This window comes from Vreelandella sulfidaeris Esulfide1 (genome assembly GCF_054072535.1).
On sequence record NZ_CM133364.1, the window covers coordinates 1,359,269 to 1,378,766 of the forward strand.

The following is a 19,498-nucleotide window of genomic DNA, read 5'->3' on the forward strand; positions in this document are numbered from 1 at the left end:
AAGTTCATTTCCCGCCTCCCTATCATCTTGGCAGCCCTCACCGAGTCTACTGATCAACTACCAAGAGAAGTTATGGTTAAGAAAAATATAGATTGATTACGTGGTGATAAAAAAACGGTATCTTTGTGCCTCCGACGCCGGGTTCACCTTTCCCTATAGCCTGAGCCGTACCGCTAATTTTATCTTGAAGCTGGCCGCGCACTATCGCTCAGAGTTAATGGTCCAATCGGCTTTACGTGGCAAGAACATCTTTTCTAAATGGACCCGCTAACCTTTATACTTAGTAAGGCTGCTTAGAATAAGCAAAGGGTCCGGCGCAAGGACTCTCGGTACTTTTTGGCTCTCTGGCGGCATATGTCCGGCATCAGAAGTGAGAAAGCTCGTTGGCTGGTATATACACCTTGGCATTGAATGTATTACGTACTCGTTTGCTTCGTAGGACATCAGAATGCGTAAGGCAATATAGAACTTTCTCAAAAAAATATGCAAGGAATCTAATATTTATATCATTGAAATCTATACCTAAAGTTGTGCGGTTTTCGTAGTAATCTGCTCAACAGGCACAGAGTAATTACTGCTGTTTTCAAGCCTGATAAATCCATGCTTTTCAGCAAAACTGTGTATTGAAGATGTGCTAGCTTGCTCAATCCCGATAACATCGTATTGATGCTCTTGCGCAAAATCGCTAATGAAACTAAGCAGTTCACTGCCATGTCCTTGGCGAGTTTTATTAAACTCTATTCGGCTAATCACAAGTGCTTTACCGCCCCAGTATTGATTGCCCAATTCGAATATACGTATGTATAGATCAAATTTATGGCGCCTTGCGTTAACATTCACGCCTAAGCCAGATGAAGTGCATGATGTCTTATAATTAAATTTTTCCATTAGGTAGGTGTTTAGAGCGTTGCAAAAAAGGTGTTTTTCGGATATTTCATGAGCAGGCATATATTTTTCCAGTCAATTATTTGATGAGCTATCGGCATTGATAATCATCTTGCACCTCGCTGATATGATGACATAAGAGCAAGCCTAGTATTTTCAAGATGTTTAAGATAGCAGAGCTTAAGGGGCATGCATTCTTGGGCTACATTATAAACTGTTAACCTAAAAAGACCAGAAGTTATGCAAGTAGACGCCTATCTTTAATCTGGTTTATCCACTTTAACTTTTGCTCTGCTTCGTGATGCCTTAACATTGAAATAGTGCCTTGTTCAGCGCGCTTAGCAACAGGCTGTATATGCGGTTTATTTGTACAAGGGTTATAAGGCTTATGTGGTTTGCGCAACGTATTAGAGGATGCGACTAATTACAATTTTATAGGGAAGTAGTTATCTGGGTTTCACCCTGCTGAGTTTCACCAGCCTGTGCCGAAACGGGCGCTGCAGCGACTCCACCGCTTCGTGTCGGTCCATAAAGCTAGACAAGTGCAGGCGACAGCGGAACGATATTCTCTTGTAATATTGGGTTAAGACTATCGTGAGGTAGGATGCATTTGCGATAAAAACAGATCAATTCGCTTCAGATTTTGTAGACGCCCTTAGGCCCTGTATTAAAGATATTAAGGTAGATCCATGAGCAACCTCCATTACATCGACTATTCAAAGTCGAGCCCGCCAAGTAATTAGTAGCACTTGTCTAGCGAGTCGCCGAACCCTCTAATGGTTAGATACCAGCCATTAGCTGTAGCAATGGAACGAGCGTTTCGTCAAACCTTCGCAATACGACGACAAAGAAATAATCTACAAGCTGAAATCTTCACATGTAGGCTGGACTAAACCGGGTATTTAAATGGCGATATTTTAAATAGCTCACCGTTGGCGTTCCACGTAGAATTTTGACTAAAAGGGTCGTTATTGATGTGTTCATTCATGTACATGCCACACAATGTCCAAGTTGTAGAATTTCTGTCATTAGCAGTGCGATTTTGATGGCCTTATTTCCCATACTGTTAATCACAATTATTTAATCTGCCTAGGTAAGTCGAAAGATGTTCTAGCTCGTTCAATTATGGAGTAAGAGATGTCTGATTTTGAGAAGGAGAGGTATCTGAGGCTGGCAGATGTGTGCGAACGTTACAGCATTTCTCGTTCGACGTGGTGGCGTTGGATAAATACTGAAGATGCTCCAAAGCCCGTGCGGATTGGCCCACGGGCCGTACGCTGGCCATTAAGGGTTTTATTGAACTGGGAGAATGGTAAATAAAGTAAGCAATGAATTTTCTCTGAGATATCAATATACGCACATTGGGAAACACCCATTATGCCGCCGTTGAGTATGCTTAGCGAGCGGCATAATGTGTTCCTCCAGAACAATAAAGGTGGCTGTGCGAAGGACTCTTTCGAGCGTGCCGGTTCCTTTTTTGGTCGGTCGGCCAGCCCGCGCATAGTTGCCGCTTTATATTTTGGCCGCAACCGAAGACGACTCAGATCAAATTGGTGTCGTCCAGTAGCTATTCTTCAAAAGCGCTAAGCTAATCGAGTGTCCAGAGTGCAAAAGGGCGCATGCGCTCTTTTTGTATCTAGCACTGCACAGGCTGTGAAGGACAACCAGTCATGGTGTTAATGGGAGCCATAAACGAAGTAGAGACGGCCGCAGGCACCACATTCGACTCTCGGCTAGGCGAGTCCCACTGGATTGAGAAAGAACGCATGCGGCTTTTGTTAATAGGTTTATGCATCGGGTTCCTATGACAACTCACCGTGTAGCTATGAGCACAAACATGCGAAGTACAGGGGCTCAATTCACAACTAGTAAAATCAGCAATATACTGAAATCAAACACACTGAAAAAGTCCGCATGCGGACTTTATGTAAGGGACTTTGCGCTGGTATGCCAGGTCAAAACAGCGGGATGCTATGAGCAGTTTCATTCGAAGCTCTGTAGTTCCCTCCATCACTAGCAAAGCCAAAATTCCGTCGAATGCACTGTCATCTCGCTCTCAAGTCAACTATGCATGGAGTTGTAGGCTGCATTACCCAAGTTAGAAACGCCTCACCGTCAGACTATCCCTACACTAAGCAGCGAAACCTAGAGCTAGAAAATTTCCGCATGCGGAAATTTTGAATGCACCGTCATCTCGTTCTCAGGTCAACTATGCATGGAGTTGTTGGCTGAATTCTCTGCATAGCGGGGTCACATGCAGACTATTCGGGGAGTAATAGACGAATCCGAGAGTAGAAAATTACCGCATGCGGTAATTTTAGTGCACCGTCTTCTGGTTCTCCGGTCAGCTATACATAGATTTTTTGACTGCATTACCCAAGTTAGAAACGTCGCACCGTCAGACTATCCCTACACTAAGCGGCGAAACCTAGAGCTAGAAAATTACCGCATGCGGAAATTTTGAATGCACCGTCATCTCGTTCTCAGGTCAACTATGCATGGAGTTGTTGGCTGGATTACCCAAGTTAGAAACGGCTCACCGTCAGACTATCCCTACACCAATAGACGAATCCGAGAGATAGAAAAAGTCCGCATGCGGACTTTTAAGAAGGAGCAATGTCACTGGCTGCTATAGGAACCAGTCTACGTTCTGTTAGAGGTACATAAGTAGTCAGAGCGCTCGCAGCATCACTATTAATCAGTAAATGCTGCCTAACCTAGCAAATGAAAAAGTCCGCATGCGGTCTTTTTGTAATGCACTTTGCACTGATATGCCAGGTCAAAACGGCGGGATGCTATGAGCAGTTTCATTCGAAGCTCTGTAGTCCCCTCCATCACTAGCAAAGCTAAAACTCCGTCGAATGCACTGTCATCTCGTTCTCAGGTCAACTATGCATGGAGCTGTTGGCTGCATTATTCAAGTTAGAAACGCCTCACCGTCAGACTATCCCAACACTAAGCGGCGAAACCTAGAGCTAGAAAATTTCCGCATGCGGAAATTTTGAATGCACCGCCATCTCGTTCTCAAATCAACTATTCATGGAGTTGTTGGCTGAATTCTCTGCATAGCGGGGTCACATGCAGACTATTCGGGGAGTAATAGACGAATCCGAGAGGTAGAAAATTACCGCATGCGGTAATTTTAGATGGATTCATGTCATGGACTACTAGATCGAACAGGCGTGGTGGCTGTATCAAGATTATTTCTAGTAGCGACGGCTCACAGTTCGATGATCAAAAATACTGACAGGCCAGCAGAAAGACGAATCCGAGAGTTAGAAATTACCGCATGCGGAAATTCTGAAGGCGTCGACATCTCGCTCTCAGGTCGACTATTCATTGAGTTGTTGGCTGGATGGTTGGATTATCCAACTTTATTCAGCTCACCGTCAGGCTATCTCAACAAAAATAACGACGCTTAGTGCAAGAAAATTACCGCATGCGGAAATTCTGAAGGCGTCGACATCTCGCTCTCAGGTCGACTATTCATTGAGTTGTTGGCTGGATGGTTGGATTATCCAACTTTATTCAGCTCACCGTCAGGCTATCTCAACAAAAATAACGACGCTTAGTGCAAGAAAATTACCGCATGCGGTAATTCTGAAGGCATCGACATCTCACTCTCAGGTCGTCTATTCATTAAGTTGATGGCTGGATTCTCTGCATAGAGGAGCTCACATGCAGACTATTCTGGGAGTAATAGACGAATCCGATAGAGAGAAATTACCGCATGCGGTAATTTTGAAGGCACCGCCGACACGTTGCCAAGCCAACTATTCATTACTTTCTTGGCTTGATAAACCAAGTTTGTAGCGGTTCACCCTCAGGCAATCCCGCCACAAAGGGGCAATCCGAGAGATAGGTATTTCCGCATGGGGGAATTTTGAAAGCACCGTCAAACAATAAAGAGATGTAGTTGGGATGTGTCGCAAAATAAAGCAGCAACTAGGGCTGGGCAACCTGGCATACAACCGATAAGAGGATCATCAGGTTAAGATAAGCAGGATGAAGCTATGGGGAACGTCTACCGGGTGTGTGCGCGGACGTGTTAGATAAAGATGCAGGTTGTAAGGTGAAACAGTTGCCGAGAATTAGCTATGGCATATCAACGCTTTTATTGCCTTCATGAAACTACTATTTAATTTACGTGGGCATAAATAGGAAGCCCGCGACAGTTGGATAAAGACTATCACGGGCTAGAGCAAGGCATGGGGATGCCTTGAATTAGTAATAGCATCTTTAGCGTGAAAATACATCTCTTCGGGGCAGTTTCATGGCAACTAGCCTTGTAATTTAACCCCTTAAGCAATACATATCAGCCCTCTCCTGAAACCCCATAGTTAGGACATCTATTGAATACCTGCTATCCGCCTATAATAGTCACTAACGAATGTGCAAATCGACTATATAAAGTTTATTGATAACCCAGACGCTCAAAGGCTTTTTACGCCAAGCATATTTATTTGAAGCAACTAACAACGTGACGCCTGTAGTCGTTTCAAACTCTGCTTGGAGACGCCCACAGGCGTTTATTAAAAAACATTAGGACGCCTGCAAGCGCTTGTTGCCAATAGAGAGACTCCCACAGGCGTCCCTATAACAGTTCGAGGATGCCTACATGCGTTTTAAACCTACTTCGAGACGCTCACAGGCGTTTCTTTACCGGGTAAAACACGCCCACAGGCGTTTTACTTGTGTTACGAGACGCTCACAGGCGTCTCTATATCTGTCTTAAGACGCCTACAGGCGTTTCCGCCATCTACCTCTACGCTAGAAGGGTTCTATCAAGCTGTAAGCGGTTCTATCAAGCATCCACGAAGGCCTTGATAAAGGCATTGAAGCACAAGTGTGCAAAAGAAGAAGCAAAGATCGGTTCGATCAGGTAAAGCTTAGTTCAACTATAGTCTCGCAATAGACAACGATGCTTTATGAGCTAGCCAACGACATTCCCAGCTTTAAGATGTTGGCCAGATTCTCTATGGGTTATCCATGGTCATCCAGTAAAGACAATCTCCGAAAGAGTGATTTCACGTTCTATGCGTTTAATCGTCAGGCCGATCTCAGTGAGACCGTTAAGATAATTCAGTCGCATGACCTGAAGAGCCGAATTGATTCGTTGCTGTGCTTGAGCATGCCATTCCGAGTGCTGATCAATATAGATGCGTGGCTCGGTACTCAGTAGGGCGGTAAACAGGGTTGATAGAAGCAGTGAGTTCATTATGGTCTAGTCAGTGAGAGGTTGATTAAATGCCGGCGCGACCACGAGGGTAGTCGATAAGCCTTTCGGTGACGCAAATAGGTAGAAGAGATGCCCGACCGGACTTTCACAGTTACTGACCCAGTGACTTTTATTCTCTGTCTGCATGGCCAACTGACATAGCTATTGTTAAGCGCCTAAGCAGTGCCAGCTCACAGGAACGCCATGTTGGGCTTTGACGCTATCGGCATATGCATTGGGTACCGAGGTCAGTTGTACTTTCAGACCAGGGTGGGGCGATGATGGATCAGTCTGTAATGATAACCGTGACATAGGGTGCATTTATTGCTGCAGCTCATCAGCCGCGTTATCGATTAATGGAATGTTGTCTCTAATAAGGTCAAATGGCGGGTTGGGCATAGCGAGACCAGAGACCTTTGGCATATCGATTGCTTTTCCCTATGACACTACCGGCGTTATCTCCGATGTCGTCGAGCTTGGGATCATCCAAAGAACCCGGTAGTTGTAAGAGGTCTAGCAGTGACGATGCATCTTTCCATATGCCTTTACCTTCGTTTTGCGCTTTCTCTTGCCAGGCGTAAAGTCTGTCACCCACCGACGTGCCTGGTGGTAGTAGTGCATACCCTTAAGCAATCACGTCTCGATTGATCCACCGATCACCCTGATAGGAGTTGCCGGTGACACTGCCATCAGCATCTAGTGAATCAGGAGCAATCATGAGTAGCTGACCTCCAACCATGCGGGTAAGGGTAGATATCGAATCAAAAGCAAAGGGCGGGGGAGGAGTGGGTGCTAGTACAGAGGACAGTTTAATGGTGAGCTGTTCACCGACCTGTGAACACCATTGGCGACGGCAAGTATTGCGTACCGATATTCTGACGGTATCGCCTGAGGCTACCTGGGTCAACGATCCGCGCATGGTAACGCTGCCCCGTTGTACGGTTTTTTGCTGCAGCGCGTTTGATTGAGTAGCTCTCAGCATTACCGTTGCGGATAGGGCCAGTGTGGGAAGGAGTGAACGCATAAAGCACCCGTCAGTCATTGATATAGCGTCGATGCTAGCAAGGTGCTTTATTCCGGGTGACCGATGAGGCGATCGTTTTGGCAGCCTTATCGGCATTGTTCAGATAATGTCCGTTTATCATTCATCGTTAATAAGCCCACTTAACCCTGTGCTATCAATAACAACACCGACCCATTCGTAGGGGGTGGCCATCATGTCGGGCCATAAATGTAGCGCTGCCAGGGTGAGAATGTCCCTCAGCACCACGCCGCCAAGATTGGATCTCATCAGAACAAACAGGGTGCCAAAGAGTAGGGCGGTTGGTGGTATAGGAAGTATAATCAGATGTCCTTTTCGGCTAGTATTTACCCTGGGCTTGAGCGGTATCTTCCGCTAAGGCCTCGGCTTCATCATCCACAATCATTCCGCGAATCACTTGGATGTATGCTCCCATGGGCTTCGCGCCAAAGACAATCTCGGTGCGTCCGGTTTTATGATTAATGATCATTGAGGAGGTCGTTGGGTTCATGTCCTGGTTCTGAGCACTGCGATTATCTTCACGGATTTGGGCGATCACGTCCTGGTCGTTCAATCAGGAGGCAAACGCTTCTTTGTCCAGGCCAATCGATGTCGCCATGTCGGTCATGCTGCGCGCATTGGTAGCACTGCTGATGTTGTCGTAATGATCGTCCAAGTAAACCCAAAATGCTTTATTCCCAACAAGACGACCCGCACACTCAGAGGCCACGGCTTTCGGTTCCGACAGGCTATAGATGATCGTCATCGGGAGGTACTGCGTATTGACTAGTCCATCACTGGCCTCGACCAATTGATTGGGCGTGCCGTGGAAGCGCTGAAAAAAGGAACACTGCGTATCAGCAAAGGTATAGAGGGTGAACCTTGCGTCGGGCTACCGTATATCCAGTTGTCGCCTTCTACGCTGTCATGAAGCAAGTCATAGGATGCGAATTTCTCAGCACGCATGGCTTGCTGCTGATTTTCGTAATGCGCCTTGATGCCTTCGGCAATAGCAGTGGAAAGGTTATCGTTACTGGTCGCCGGTGCGGCGAGCTGTGAGTGTTGAATCTACGTCAAGATCGCGATGTTGTTGTCAATCTGATCGTTCACGCTGACCATGCCAGTGGCATAAAGTGTTAAGACTGATCCAGCTGCTGCGCCGATAAACGAACCCAAACCACCGAGTAGTAGGGGATTAGCGATGCTACTACTTTTCTTTGCTGCTACTGCCTTTCTGTTCATCAAGGGTTTCTCACAAGTTTAAGTACGCCAACCAGACTGCTTTGGCAGCAATGGCTACGACATAGCCAAGTCCGGCATTAATGATAGAAGCTACCAGGTGACTGAAAACGTCTACGGACTTCAGGTGATCTTTAACTGACAGCGCCATGACTATAATGCCGGGGATAAAGAACATCAGGTGACTACTGCTAACACTGTCAGTAAAAACCGTTGCCCAAATAACCGGCAATAAACAGGTCTGCAAATAACCGCCAATGTATCCTCGAACTTGCCCGACGGATGCTGTGGTCGGTAGCGACTCTTTAAGGAACGTAAAAATGGATTTTGTGAATATAACTTTCTCCTACCTGGTTATGTTGTTAGCTCATCCACTTTACTGACCAAGCCGCGATCGACAAGCGTTACTGTCGCCTGCATCGACCTTCAAGTACAACAGACCAAGAAGCAGGCAACATTCTAATGATTTCCAACAGAAGCTGTTCATCTGCTAATTACAGGATCATACCCATCCACTCTTCAATTATCATTGGGCGAATTTCAAGCTGGCCCCATGATTGCAACCTTTGTGCACTTACATCTATTGCCTGATTGGCTAATACCAACACGGGACATTTCGAAGAAAGCCCATCGGTTTTACGTTAAATTAATACAGCAGTTTGGGCCGCACGCCATTCAACATCATCAACCACCATAACGCAGAATCAACGATGGGTGCTTCGAGTTGCTAATAGGGGGCAAGTTCTGATCTATCTGATATAGGCGCGCAGCGTATATCTGCGTTTGTCTACTACGCCCATACAATAGATCGTCTAAATACATCGTCTGTCGTTCCGGTTAAGAAAAATGTATTTTAGCGTCTTCAAAATCCGGGAATTGTAGATTAGGGTGCAATTTTGAGGGGGTTAATGGCTTTTTTACTAGATATCAAAAATTGAACGTGGCACTACCATTTTTTTTGCATAATTGCGAAGCATTGAGCAAACCATACGATCGTCATAAGCGTCTTCATCGGTCGTGTACCGTAGAGGTGAATTTTCAGCATTACGGATACATACTAAAGGTGGGCCTTCTCCAACTTCTTCCGCGAAACAAAAGCCAGGAAGGTATCAATAATGATGTCAACTTCTTTTCTAATCTCAATAAAATAGTGTGGTTTTCAGAACGTTGCAGACTGCCCCAAGGCGGAAAAGCTCAAAGAACCGCGCAATAGACGATGAGGTATTTCTGCTTTCTCTAACTGGTAAGATACCAGGGAGCTTGCCTCAAGACATTCCATCGAATGATCAACCACCACATCAGAGCAGAGCTCGTAAATTAATTGAAGGACAGAGAGGTCGTAAGGTTGCATTATAGTGTTTTTCAGCAAAAAAATTCACAGAGCGACAAGTTTAAGCGCGTCTTTTGAGTAATAAATGTTTGTTCATTTAGAGAGTCATACTTGATGGCTATCATTTAATAGACCTTATTCAGATAACCGTAAAGAGATGCTTGGATAAGATTAATGAACGCCTGCAAGCTCTACTCGTAAACCAGCACGACGCCCACAGGCGTTTTATGCATACCCATCATGACGCCCACAGGCGTCTCTGGCTAAAGCATAAATGATTATTTATACTTTAATCACACGCATCGCTTCTTTAATTGTTTGCTAAATTTGTACATATAGCTCCTGCTAAAAATTCCAAATTAACGCATAAAATCGCAGTTAGCTTGATTTCGGCTGCAAAACAGCTCGTAGAAGGTCGTCTCTGAGTGCGTTCAGGGTAGCACCCTATGGCTCCCCCTAGGTTGGTCAGCGGAAAGCTGCCACAGGGCCTATGTAGGTCTTCTGTGAGGGAGGGAGAAGGTGCTGCCTCGCAGGTCAGACTGCGATTAAGGCTAACGGAGGGTGCCTAAAGCATTTTTGTAAGCTTTCAGCTGTGATCGCTGTTTCGCGAGCAGTTTTGTCATCTCACGACAAACCTTAAATTTTCTCTCCATAACTCTAACGATCTCTTTCCCCCAATCCAAAAGACCAGCTATATCTTTTTCAAGACATGTATTTAGACCTGTTTTGCGTAAGTGTTGAGCTTTGATCTTACTAGCGCCCTCATGTTTAATTTAAAAAGCTTTGTAGTACGATATTTCTAATGAGTCCTCGCGGTGCCGGTTTCTCACGCCAAGAGAATTACCATACTGCCCATCAGCACGGTATTCATCTATCTCTTCCCAGAATTCGTCTGAAAATGAAACTGCAAGTAGCTAAACCTTCTTCAGCTCAAATTTGAGTTCTGCAATCCTCTCGTCCACTTCGTCAGCCATCGATGAGCAAAGCTCGACCATTCAACCTGCGCGGACTTCTGGTGAGTCTATCAACTGCTGAATATGTGTTGGGGAGTCGTATATTTTGATGGGGAACATCCCTGCCCATTCCCCACGTTAATATCTGTCTGGGGAAGCAACATGTTTTCGACCGCTTTTTTGCGTGTGAGATGCGACGAGTGGCCACCGAATGTAAAACGAACTGGGGGCGGGGAAATACGATGTGTTCCCCAGACTGACTTGGTTTTCCTAATTTAACAAGCTAGGGCTTTATCTTAAATAGATCCATAAGCTTTTTTAGTCAGTCTGGGGAATGCGTTTAAATCAAGCATAAAGCTTTCTTCTGCAAAAAAGGCTACTCGAAATGATCAATAGCTTCAAAAGACGCCTGCAGGCGTCTCGTTGGAATACGTATATTAATGTTTTATGATTAACATGCTCTGTGATTTGTTTTTGTTATCGTTAAGAGGTAGGCTAAATAGGCGTAATATTTGAACAGATATTATGTGTTTGGAGGCAATATCCATTAATGGAAGAGTCAATGTAAATCCTTAATTCGTATTTTTTAAATCTGCTTTGCATTGATAAGATTGCTAAATAAAATTTATTAAAATGAGTAATTTGGAATTTTGGCGGCCGAAATTAAATGCAGTAGCGAGAGGCTTGCCTAGACTTTGTTGATTGGTTCCTGATTCTGAAAATTAAGTTAACTAGAAATGCACTGATACTGAAAAATATTGTTTATTTTTTATGTGATATTTATTTATGACGACGCAAATTAAGTTGCTATGCTTATTGTTAGCTCTGTATTGCATAGTTGAAAGTATTAGAAATAATTGCAAAGATAATCGAAATGTCAGCAACAAGCCTGCGTCAGTCGAACTGTACAATCCAATTAGCGTTAGCAGAATCTCTGTACGCCCCTGCGGCCTCTAGCGTGACCCCCGTGAGCTGCACATACAAAAAGTAAAATAACGAGGGAAAAAATGCTAAATAAATTTAATAAATAACGAGTACGATACGTGATGTTTCCCCAAAAAAAACGCCATGTTGGCGGTTCTTAACAGTGAGTTTTACCAATGCTTATTTTTTTCGATTAAGACGGTGTACACCAATAGTGAGCAATACCGCAATAAATAATGGTGTACAAAGCAATAAAAATTTGATACTTAAAATTTCATGAATCATTTTGTCTTCTCCTCTATGTCTAATTTTATTTTATTATAAAGGCATGTGAAAGTTGTTAATATCCCTACGACTATCGCAAGTATTCCAGTCTTCAAACTAACCTCATCCAAGAATAAGGTTAAGACGATGCTTAGAGATGTAATTAAAACCCCTAATCGTTGACAAGCATTATTCGCCTCTCTAAAAAGAGAGCGTAAAATTTTTTCTTGCATCTCGAGTCACCTATTTAATTTATATTTAAAATTTTTTACCAGCTTCTAAAAGGATACCGCACTTTTTGCGCAGGGCAAGTCGAATCTGCATATTTTTATTCTTGCTATTTGTGTCATCGCGCTATTGCGCTGCTATTTTTCTATTATATAATTTCATCTGTTTAAACCAGTCAGATTTAGATGAATTGCTAAGATTTTTTTTTGTATTTTCTAGATTATGGTTTGTTTGCTACTGAGGAAGAATAAAATGAAAATTATTGGGAAGTTGGAAATCAATACCGTTACAGACGTGATATGTGATGTATGTCTTTGTTCTACTCGAATTGCATCTGATACACTTGAGTTTGCGACGCTAAAAGCTCATTGGGGCTATGGCTCTGAGCATGATGGCGAGCGATACGAGTTGCATCTATGTGAAAGTTGTTTTTTTAATACAGTGTCATACTTAAAACAAGAACGAAGCATACAAAACTTGTTCAGCGACGACGACAAGGCCAATTGTAACGGTGAGGGCGAAAAATTAGGGTTGGTGGCCACTGACTCCTTTTTCGGCAATAATGATTGAGCTAAACACTAGCCCGATAAATACACAAACAGTTTGCAGTTTTGTTATTTGATTCTAGGTGTTAACATCTTTTTTTCTTTTTCTCACTCTTTGGCAGCTCTTACAGACAGCGGCACTTAGTATGTTTGCCTATCTATATAACGCTGAAGAGCGAGTTGCTAGTAATCATTGAAAACATGTTGTTGTACATTGCTTAATAGTCCAGTTCAAGTCTAGCAAGACATGATTACTTAGGGTTTGTCGAATGGATAAAAAAGACTTAACATCTAATTCGCAAATACTAAGCATATGCTAGTGACCATGTCAGCAGCTATAAGTAGCTTCATTGCCTAGAGACCCATGTAGTCGGTGTCTAGGCTATGTTAGAGGTAAGGAGGGAGTGAGTAAACGCGCTGTTAATACACACTTCGACTACCGGTAATAGTCAAACTTTACAGCACTCAGCCATCAAATATAATTTTTATGCCCTATATTAAGGCCGAGGGATTAGCTTATAGCGAATCCATCTAAGCATGGGTTGATCGTCTTTTTTATGTACGTTAGTCTAAAGATGTCGGCGGCAGGAAGCCGCTTTAGAAATGGATGTCTCGCTCAGGACGAGCGGCCACAAGCCAGGAAGGCAAGAGTTAGAAACGCCCCATGATTGGGGCGTTTTTTTGTCTGTTGTAGGAGTTGGTTTACAAAAACTATCACTGGTTTCCTGCATAACTAATCCTTTAAGACCATTATGCTGTAGATGTGACGCCAGGATCGCCGCTCAAGCATGGCGGATGCGTTACACCATGGAAGTGATGTTTGATAGCGAAGGGAATCTGAAATGCCTGGGACGGCATGCCTGCCTTTACGCTGAAAACAACACTTAAAATACAAAGCATTACGTGAAACAGATGCTCGCATTGTCATCCGACAGCTTATGGTGCTTCTGAGAGCGGTGGGGGCTAGCCAGTGGTAATGCCTTTATTATGGCCGCTCGCTATTCTGGTTGAGCTGGCTGATGCCGCTGGAGTGATCCTCGTTCATATGAACCGCATTTTTCAGGCGCTTCGTTCGGAAGGCTTCTGATAGTGATTCTCAGTGGATTCATGCGTCATCATCCTTTACAGGTAGTACTTCATCTAGGTCTACATCAATACCTGACGTAAGACGTTCGGCAGCGGCAAAAGCGCCATTGGTAACAAGACGAATGTTTTCCGGATGTTCGAGCAAATCGTGCTCTAGGAACGCCAAAAAGCTGTTTTTAACGAACTCTTGGCTAGACTCATCGTTAGCGCGTGAGAGTATCACTTCCCCATTGGCTCGAATCGTATAGTGAATTCGATCATGTGGTTTCAGCTTTAGTGCCTGACACACCGATTTGGGCACCATCGTTTGGTAGTGATCTGATAGGGTGGTGTACGCCTGAGTGGAAGTGGTCATGTTCGGTCATCCGTTCGATGATATGGCTAAATTGATGCAAACGCATCGTCGAGGGGCGATCAACAAGTATCACAACTACATAATGGTAACTGTTGAGGTTATTTCAGGGTTGACGCAGCATAGTGGGTAACGTAAGAGCGATCGAAGCCGACCACATCTACTGACCAGACCAGAGCACCATAGCGCATAAGCTAAGGCTTGATCAGTAAACCGTGTTGGCAAGAACTACCTTAACGCTTACATTGTTACACATAAAATTCCACGCAGTGTAAAACTAAAGTACCCAATTAATACAACCTGCAGGGGGTGTTCAGCCCGATATTCAACTTAACTAATTCTCAGAGTGAGTTCCTTGATATTCTCTGGGCGGATGAGATTCCTTATGGCACTACCGAATCAAAAAATATGATGTCTCATCAAATATATGCTGCTGGACAATCTCTGACGCAGAAAGGGCTTCTTAAGTTTTTCAAGGTCAAGGATAGTGAAACCACCGAAGAAGATTTTTCTTTGACAGAAGAGGCAGAGGTTACGTTGCAAGAACGAATATTAAAAAAAAGCCTAAGCGTAAGGTTGTAAGGATCTCACTTAGATTTGTATACGCTCCTGGTTCATCAGGTGGTGGAGCACCTGGTGCCAAAACAAAGTTAATTTAACAATCTGCTGCACAGCGACCGATTTTCTGCCACTTCGCGGCTCCAAACCAGCGCGTGAGCTGGGCGTTATATCAGTGTCGACTAAATGACCGCTCCTGGCCGAAACCAGCCTTCCAAGGCCCTTATGTGTCATTTCCAGAAAGTGACTACCTGAATGTCCTCAGTGGGCGCATTCACCTTTTACCCTAGCCATACGCTTGCGTCAAAAACGCGATGAGGCTTAGTGGTGGCTCCTATCGATGAGCCGTCAAAACCATGAACGCAGCCAATGGCAGGGTAGGGCAACACTGGCTCGACGAAATTCAGGCGTTATGGCCAAAGGTTTTGCGCCAGTCGCGTGGGTTGACTTGATGATGATGCCTAAAGTGTTGCCGGAAAGAGGTCGCTGTGTGGAAACCAACTTTCTCTGATATCGCTTCCACCGACAAGGAAGTGGTTTCCAGCAGTTCGCGCCCACGTCGTAACCGCTCGTTCACTAACCACTCCACGACCGTCATGCCGGTCGCTTTTTGAAAATGACGCGTGAAGGTACGTCTGCTCATGGCGGTACGCGCCGCTAGCTCATCAATGCTATGCGAAGCGGTTAGGTTTTCTCTCAAATAGTCCAATAAGCGGTTGATGTGGGCATCCTGGGTGGAGGTAGCCACCGGTTGTTCAATGAACTGCGCCTGGCCACCCTCACGATGCGGCGCAACTACCATGACCCGGGCTACCTTGTTCGCAATTTGCGCGCCGTAATATTCACGCACTAGGAATAAGCAACAATCCAGGCCAGCAGCAGTACCCGCAGAGGTCACCAGCCGATCCTCCTCCACATAGAGCGCATTGGTGTCCAGTTTGACCTTGGGGAAGCGGCGACTGAAATCCTGCTCGGCCAGCCAGTGAGTCGACGCCCGCTTATTGTCGAGCAGCCCCGCGTAAGCCAGGGCATAGGTGCCGTAACAAAGCCCGACCACATGAGCACCCCTTTCATGACAACGGATGAGCGCTTCGGACAGCGCTGACGGCGGGGCTGCATCCAGGTCATGCCAGCCGGGCACCACCGCGATATCCACGTTGTCCAAAAGCTCTAAACCGCCATCGGGACGGATCGTCATTGCATGCTCGGCCTCCAATGATTCCCCTCCCGGTGCCACAAGGGTTAGATCGAACAGCGGGCGATCGATCAAAGCCATGCCGAACAGCGTGTAAGGCACTGAGAAGTGGAAAGGGCTAATACGTGGATGAAGGATCAGTCCAACGCGAGGCAGAGACAAGGCTTGGCTCCTAAGGGTGTATTCACTTAATACTACTATGCTGGCCCAAAAGTTTCGATCATTGGCTTTCAGGCCAATGTTTCTGTTGTTTGAACGCCTCTACACTGCCTGTCATCAACCATCCATATTTTGATAGGAAGTATCTAGATGTTATTTAAAACCTTAGCCAGTTCTCTCGTCCTAGCCACAGGACTCATTGCCGGTAACGCATTGGCGGATTCAACCCCCCAGGCGTCAACGCATCAAGTGCAGCAGATTCGCAATGCAACGGTGAAAATCACCTATGGGGACACCACCTTTTTGGTTGATCCGATGCTGGCCGTGCAGGGCGCTTATCCTGGCTTCGAGAATACCTATCGTAGCGAGTTGCGTAATCCTCTGGTGGGGCTGCCCATGCCCTTTGAGGTGATGATCGATGACGTCGACGCTGTCATCGTTACTCACACACACCTCGACCACTGGGACGATGCCGCCCAGGAGCTGCTGCCGAAGGACATTCCCCTGTTTGCACAGAACACTGCCGATGCCAAGCTGATTCGCTCACAGGGTTTTAGCGATGTGCGTTTGTTGGACGGTGAGGCGGAATTTGGTGGAGTAACAATGCATAAAACGGGCGGTCAGCATGGCTCGGATACTCTCTATGCTGTCCCCGAACTGGCAAAAGCCCTCGGTGACTTTATGGGCGTCGTCTTCGAAGCCCCTGACCAAAAAACCACGTATCTGGTGGGCGACTCCATTTGGCGTGATGAGGTTGAACAGGCACTGGCGCAATATAACCCAGAGGTAATCGTATTGAATGCCGGTGCCGCAGAGATGACCGGTTTTGAAGGTGACCCGATTATTATGGGTAAGGAAGACACACTGCGGGCCCATCGAGCGGCCCCTGATGCCACCATCATAGCAGTGCATATGGAAGCCGTGAACCATATGACGCTAAGCCGTGACGAGCTGTCTGATTACGTGCAAGAAGTAGGGATCCAGGATCACGTCTCTATCCCTGCCGATGGTGAAGTCATCTCCTTTTAATGCCATGGGCCGCCTTTCACGGCGGCCCATTTCTTCATATCAATGTCTCTAAAACTGGCTTGCTGGCTTCATTGCCCAGGCGTAAACGCCCAGGCAACCACTACTGAAAAGGATTAACCCCATGAGTAATCGCGCTATTATCGTCGTCGATATCCAGAATGAGTATTTTCCCGGTGGCAAGCTGCAACTGGAGGGTATTGAAAAGGCCGCGGCGAATGCCGCCAGGGTCATTGAGCATGCGCGGTCGGCAAAAGATCTCGTTATCTATGTCCAGCATGAGTCTGCTGATCCAGCGATCCCTTTCTTCACCCCCGGTACACCAGAGGTCGCCATCCACTCCATGGTTGCACCGTTGGAGCAGGAGACAGTACGAGTGAAGCATTTCCCTAACTCGTTTCGTGAGACGGGTTTGAAGGCGCTACTGGATGAGCAAAGTATTGAGGAGGTCGTCATTATTGGCGCCATGAGCCATATGTGCATCGATGCAACCAGTCGGGCGGCGTCGGACTTCGGCTACAAGACAACCATTATCCATGATGCCTGCGCCACGATGGATCTTGAATTCGAAGGCGCTACGGTGCCAGCGTCTCAGGTTCATGCAACGATAATGGCAGCCTTGGCATTTGCTTACGGCACGGTAACTACAACGGAGCACTATATAGGGTAATGCCATAGCCCTGTGCGACGTGGCCACCTCTACTTACTCATTGAGATTAACCTGCCGAGCGAGTTGCGACATAACGCCCTATGCGGGCAACAGATAATCTTCAAATAATGTTGTGCTGCCACCATAGCAGTACAACATTATCGTAGGGACAGATTATTTTATGTTGCAACAAAGTATTGCCATTGGGCCGATGGGTTTCAGCCTTCACCAGCTATTGATTGGTTTTTCTTTTATGTTAGCCCTCCTTGTCGGTGCACTACTGGGCCGCCGCCGCCATGTTCCCGTGAGTGATACGCTATTTACGCTACTTTTTGTTGCAATTCTCGGCGCGCGCTTAGTTTTCGTAGTGCGCTACTGGGGTGAATATGATGGCTTATTAGACCGCTTAGATATTCGTGATGGAGGCTTTGATATTATTGGGGGGATTTTAATTGGCCTTGCGTATGCCAGCTGGTCTTTATGGCATTTTCCTCGCCAGCGCATCCCGCTAAGTGGAGCACTCTTGGCAGGTGGCTTTGTATGGAGCTTAGCTGCTGGCAGCATGCTATTGATGGAGCAACAATCACGCCCACTGCCTAAGGCTCCACTTATCACCCTTGATGGAGATCCCATCAACTTGCCGCAAATATCACAAACTAGCCAACAACCATTAGTGGTTAACCTATGGGCGAGCTGGTGCCCGCCTTGTATTCGTGAAATGCCTGTATTTGAAGAAGTTCAAAGGAATGAAGCGGAGATTACCTTTGTGTTTATCAACCAAGGAGAATCGCCGACACACATTGATGCTTTTATGAACAAACATGATTTCACGCTAGATAATGTTTGGCTAGACCCCCGCAATGCCATTGGCCAAGCCACCGGTGCCCACGCCATGCCAACCACACTTTTTTATGATGCCGATGGGCAACTGGTCAATACGCACTTTGGCGAGCTTTCCAGCGCTACCTTGCAACGTAGCCTGGAACGTTTGCGCTGACCCGCATCCATATCGTTCAACCTCTGCTGTCTAATTGAAAATGCCCCACTTAAACAGGATGTAGTAATGCGCTTAAATCAACACGCTTCTATTAGCAGTTTTCTCCTACTGGCAGGGCTTAGTGGCCTTTCAGCTAGCCACGCCGATGACTTACCCGCCCCCGTTCAGGCCCTCGCCGACCAAGGGATAGAAATTCACGGACAGTTTGATGCCCCTGGCGGGTTACGCGGCTATGGCGCTAGTGTCCAGGGCCGTGACATGGCGATCTACCTGACGCCCGATAAAGAACATGCCATTATCGGCACATTAATGGATAGCCGAGGCAATGATCTTACTGAAGCGCAGTTGGATGAGCACGTAAGAGCGCCCTTGGAAGCTGAAACCTGGCAGGCATTCGAGGCCAGCCACTGGATTCAAGATGGCGACGTGGATGCACCGCGCACCATTTATACCTTTACGGATCCAAACTGCCCCTACTGTCGTCAACTCTGGCATGCCGTTCGTCCTTGGGTCGAAGCCGGTGAGGTACAGCTACGTCATATCATGGTAGGTATTTTAGCCCCTGACAGCCCCGGCAAAGCAGCTGCTATCTTAGGTGCCGATGATCCTTCCGCAACGTTACATGCACATGAAAGCGGCGACCAAGAGATAGAGGCCAGCGCTCAATCTCGTGAGATCGAAGAACAGGTGTATGCCAATAACCAATTATTTGAAGAGTTGGGGTTATACGCTACGCCGACAAGCGCCTTCCAACGTGAGACAGACAACGGCACTCTTCGAATCGACCGAATAGAAGGCATGCCCAGCGAATCACGGTTAATAGAAATGATGGGCAGTGAAACGCCCTAACACGTCAATTGAAAACTCCA

The 19,498-nt window shown here is 46.2% G+C and carries 15 protein-coding genes; 6 read left to right on the forward strand and 9 right to left on the reverse strand.

The features are described 5' to 3' along the window. Window positions 1–522: 522 nt before the first annotated feature. Window positions 523–948 (reverse strand): hypothetical protein, encoded by a 426-nt coding sequence (locus tag ACW44H_RS06270; RefSeq protein WP_457507791.1) that lies wholly within the window; start codon window positions 946–948, stop codon window positions 523–525. A gap of 1,074 nt (window positions 949–2,022) precedes the next feature. Here ACW44H_RS06270 and ACW44H_RS06275 point away from each other — a divergent pair. Beyond that, window positions 2,023–2,205, forward strand: a complete 183-nt coding sequence (locus ACW44H_RS06275) for a helix-turn-helix transcriptional regulator (RefSeq protein WP_457507793.1) — start codon at window positions 2,023–2,025, stop codon at window positions 2,203–2,205. A gap of 3,673 nt (window positions 2,206–5,878) precedes the next feature. Here ACW44H_RS06275 and ACW44H_RS06280 read toward each other — a convergent pair. From ACW44H_RS06280 to ACW44H_RS06305, 6 genes are all read right to left on the reverse strand, one after another. Continuing rightward, window positions 5,879–6,103, reverse strand: coding sequence for a hypothetical protein (locus tag ACW44H_RS06280; protein ID WP_457507795.1), 225 nt, complete (start codon window positions 6,101–6,103; stop codon window positions 5,879–5,881). A 379-nt stretch (window positions 6,104–6,482) separates the two neighbouring features. Continuing rightward, window positions 6,483–6,698 carry a hypothetical protein gene (locus ACW44H_RS06285; RefSeq protein WP_457507797.1) on the reverse strand — a complete coding sequence of 72 codons (216 nt, stop codon included), beginning with the start codon at window positions 6,696–6,698 and terminating at the stop codon, window positions 6,483–6,485. A gap of 30 nt (window positions 6,699–6,728) precedes the next feature. Beyond that, the gene (locus ACW44H_RS06290) at window positions 6,729–7,127 is read right to left on the reverse strand and encodes a hypothetical protein (protein ID WP_457507799.1); all 399 of its coding nucleotides are present in this window, start codon (window positions 7,125–7,127) and stop codon (window positions 6,729–6,731) included. A gap of 117 nt (window positions 7,128–7,244) precedes the next feature. Beyond that, the gene (locus ACW44H_RS06295) at window positions 7,245–7,394 is read right to left on the reverse strand and encodes a hypothetical protein (RefSeq protein WP_457507801.1); all 150 of its coding nucleotides are present in this window, start codon (window positions 7,392–7,394) and stop codon (window positions 7,245–7,247) included. A gap of 70 nt (window positions 7,395–7,464) precedes the next feature. Continuing rightward, a complete protein-coding gene (locus tag ACW44H_RS06300) occupies window positions 7,465–7,683 on the reverse strand; it encodes a hypothetical protein (protein ID WP_457507802.1) in 219 nt (72 codons plus the stop codon). A 15-nt stretch (window positions 7,684–7,698) separates the two neighbouring features. Beyond that, on the reverse strand, window positions 7,699–7,890 hold the full coding sequence (locus tag ACW44H_RS06305; RefSeq protein ID WP_457507804.1) for a hypothetical protein: 192 nt from the start codon (window positions 7,888–7,890) through the stop codon (window positions 7,699–7,701). Window positions 7,891–12,314: 4,424 nt separating this feature from the next. On the opposite strand from ACW44H_RS06305, the gene ACW44H_RS06310 reads away from it, so the two are divergent. Then, window positions 12,315–12,632, forward strand: a complete 318-nt coding sequence (locus ACW44H_RS06310; RefSeq protein WP_457507806.1) for a hypothetical protein — start codon at window positions 12,315–12,317, stop codon at window positions 12,630–12,632. 1,080 nt (window positions 12,633–13,712) lie between these two features. Here ACW44H_RS06310 and ACW44H_RS06315 read toward each other — a convergent pair. Both ACW44H_RS06315 and ACW44H_RS06320 read right to left on the reverse strand, forming a co-directional pair. Next, window positions 13,713–14,048 carry a type II toxin-antitoxin system PrlF family antitoxin gene (locus tag ACW44H_RS06315; RefSeq protein WP_457507808.1) on the reverse strand — a complete coding sequence of 112 codons (336 nt, stop codon included), beginning with the start codon at window positions 14,046–14,048 and terminating at the stop codon, window positions 13,713–13,715. A gap of 958 nt (window positions 14,049–15,006) precedes the next feature. Further along, a complete protein-coding gene (locus ACW44H_RS06320) occupies window positions 15,007–15,960 on the reverse strand; it encodes a GlxA family transcriptional regulator (RefSeq protein WP_457507810.1) in 954 nt (317 codons plus the stop codon). Window positions 15,961–16,107: 147 nt separating this feature from the next. Here ACW44H_RS06320 and ACW44H_RS06325 point away from each other — a divergent pair, with 147 nt between their 5' ends. The 4 genes from ACW44H_RS06325 (at window position 16,108) to dsbG (ending at window position 19,478) form a co-directional block, all read left to right on the forward strand. After that, on the forward strand, window positions 16,108–16,986 hold the full coding sequence (locus ACW44H_RS06325; RefSeq protein WP_457507812.1) for an MBL fold metallo-hydrolase: 879 nt from the start codon (window positions 16,108–16,110) through the stop codon (window positions 16,984–16,986). Between the two features lie 121 nt (window positions 16,987–17,107). Then, entirely contained in the window at window positions 17,108–17,653 is a 546-nt protein-coding gene (locus ACW44H_RS06330; RefSeq protein ID WP_457507814.1) for a cysteine hydrolase family protein, read from the forward strand. Window positions 17,654–17,813: 160 nt separating this feature from the next. Further along, a complete protein-coding gene (locus tag ACW44H_RS06335; protein WP_457507816.1) occupies window positions 17,814–18,629 on the forward strand; it encodes a prolipoprotein diacylglyceryl transferase family protein in 816 nt (271 codons plus the stop codon). Between the two features lie 66 nt (window positions 18,630–18,695). Beyond that, the gene (gene dsbG / locus ACW44H_RS06340) at window positions 18,696–19,478 is read left to right on the forward strand and encodes a thiol:disulfide interchange protein DsbG (protein ID WP_457507818.1); all 783 of its coding nucleotides are present in this window, start codon (window positions 18,696–18,698) and stop codon (window positions 19,476–19,478) included. Window positions 19,479–19,498: the final 20 nt, after the last annotated feature.

Bases quoted from the DNA above. Each gene is read 5' to 3' on its own strand.
- dsbG (WP_457507818.1), top strand. From the start codon at position 18,696: ATGCGCTTAAATCAACACGCTTCTATTAGCAGTTTTCTCCTACTGGCA.
- ACW44H_RS06290 (WP_457507799.1), bottom strand. From the start codon at position 7,127: ATGCGTTCACTCCTTCCCACACTGGCCCTATCCGCAACGGTAATGCTG.
- ACW44H_RS06315 (WP_457507808.1), bottom strand. From the start codon at position 14,048: ATGACCACTTCCACTCAGGCGTACACCACCCTATCAGATCACTACCAA.
- ACW44H_RS06270 (WP_457507791.1), bottom strand. From the start codon at position 948: ATGCCTGCTCATGAAATATCCGAAAAACACCTTTTTTGCAACGCTCTA.
- ACW44H_RS06325 (WP_457507812.1), top strand. From the start codon at position 16,108: ATGTTATTTAAAACCTTAGCCAGTTCTCTCGTCCTAGCCACAGGACTC.
- ACW44H_RS06295 (WP_457507801.1), bottom strand. From the start codon at position 7,394: ATGAGATCCAATCTTGGCGGCGTGGTGCTGAGGGACATTCTCACCCTG.
- ACW44H_RS06280 (WP_457507795.1), bottom strand. From the start codon at position 6,103: ATGAACTCACTGCTTCTATCAACCCTGTTTACCGCCCTACTGAGTACC.
- ACW44H_RS06275 (WP_457507793.1), top strand. From the start codon at position 2,023: ATGTCTGATTTTGAGAAGGAGAGGTATCTGAGGCTGGCAGATGTGTGC.
- ACW44H_RS06310 (WP_457507806.1), top strand. From the start codon at position 12,315: ATGAAAATTATTGGGAAGTTGGAAATCAATACCGTTACAGACGTGATA.
- ACW44H_RS06305 (WP_457507804.1), bottom strand. From the start codon at position 7,890: ATGACGATCATCTATAGCCTGTCGGAACCGAAAGCCGTGGCCTCTGAG.
- ACW44H_RS06335 (WP_457507816.1), top strand. From the start codon at position 17,814: ATGTTGCAACAAAGTATTGCCATTGGGCCGATGGGTTTCAGCCTTCAC.
- ACW44H_RS06330 (WP_457507814.1), top strand. From the start codon at position 17,108: ATGAGTAATCGCGCTATTATCGTCGTCGATATCCAGAATGAGTATTTT.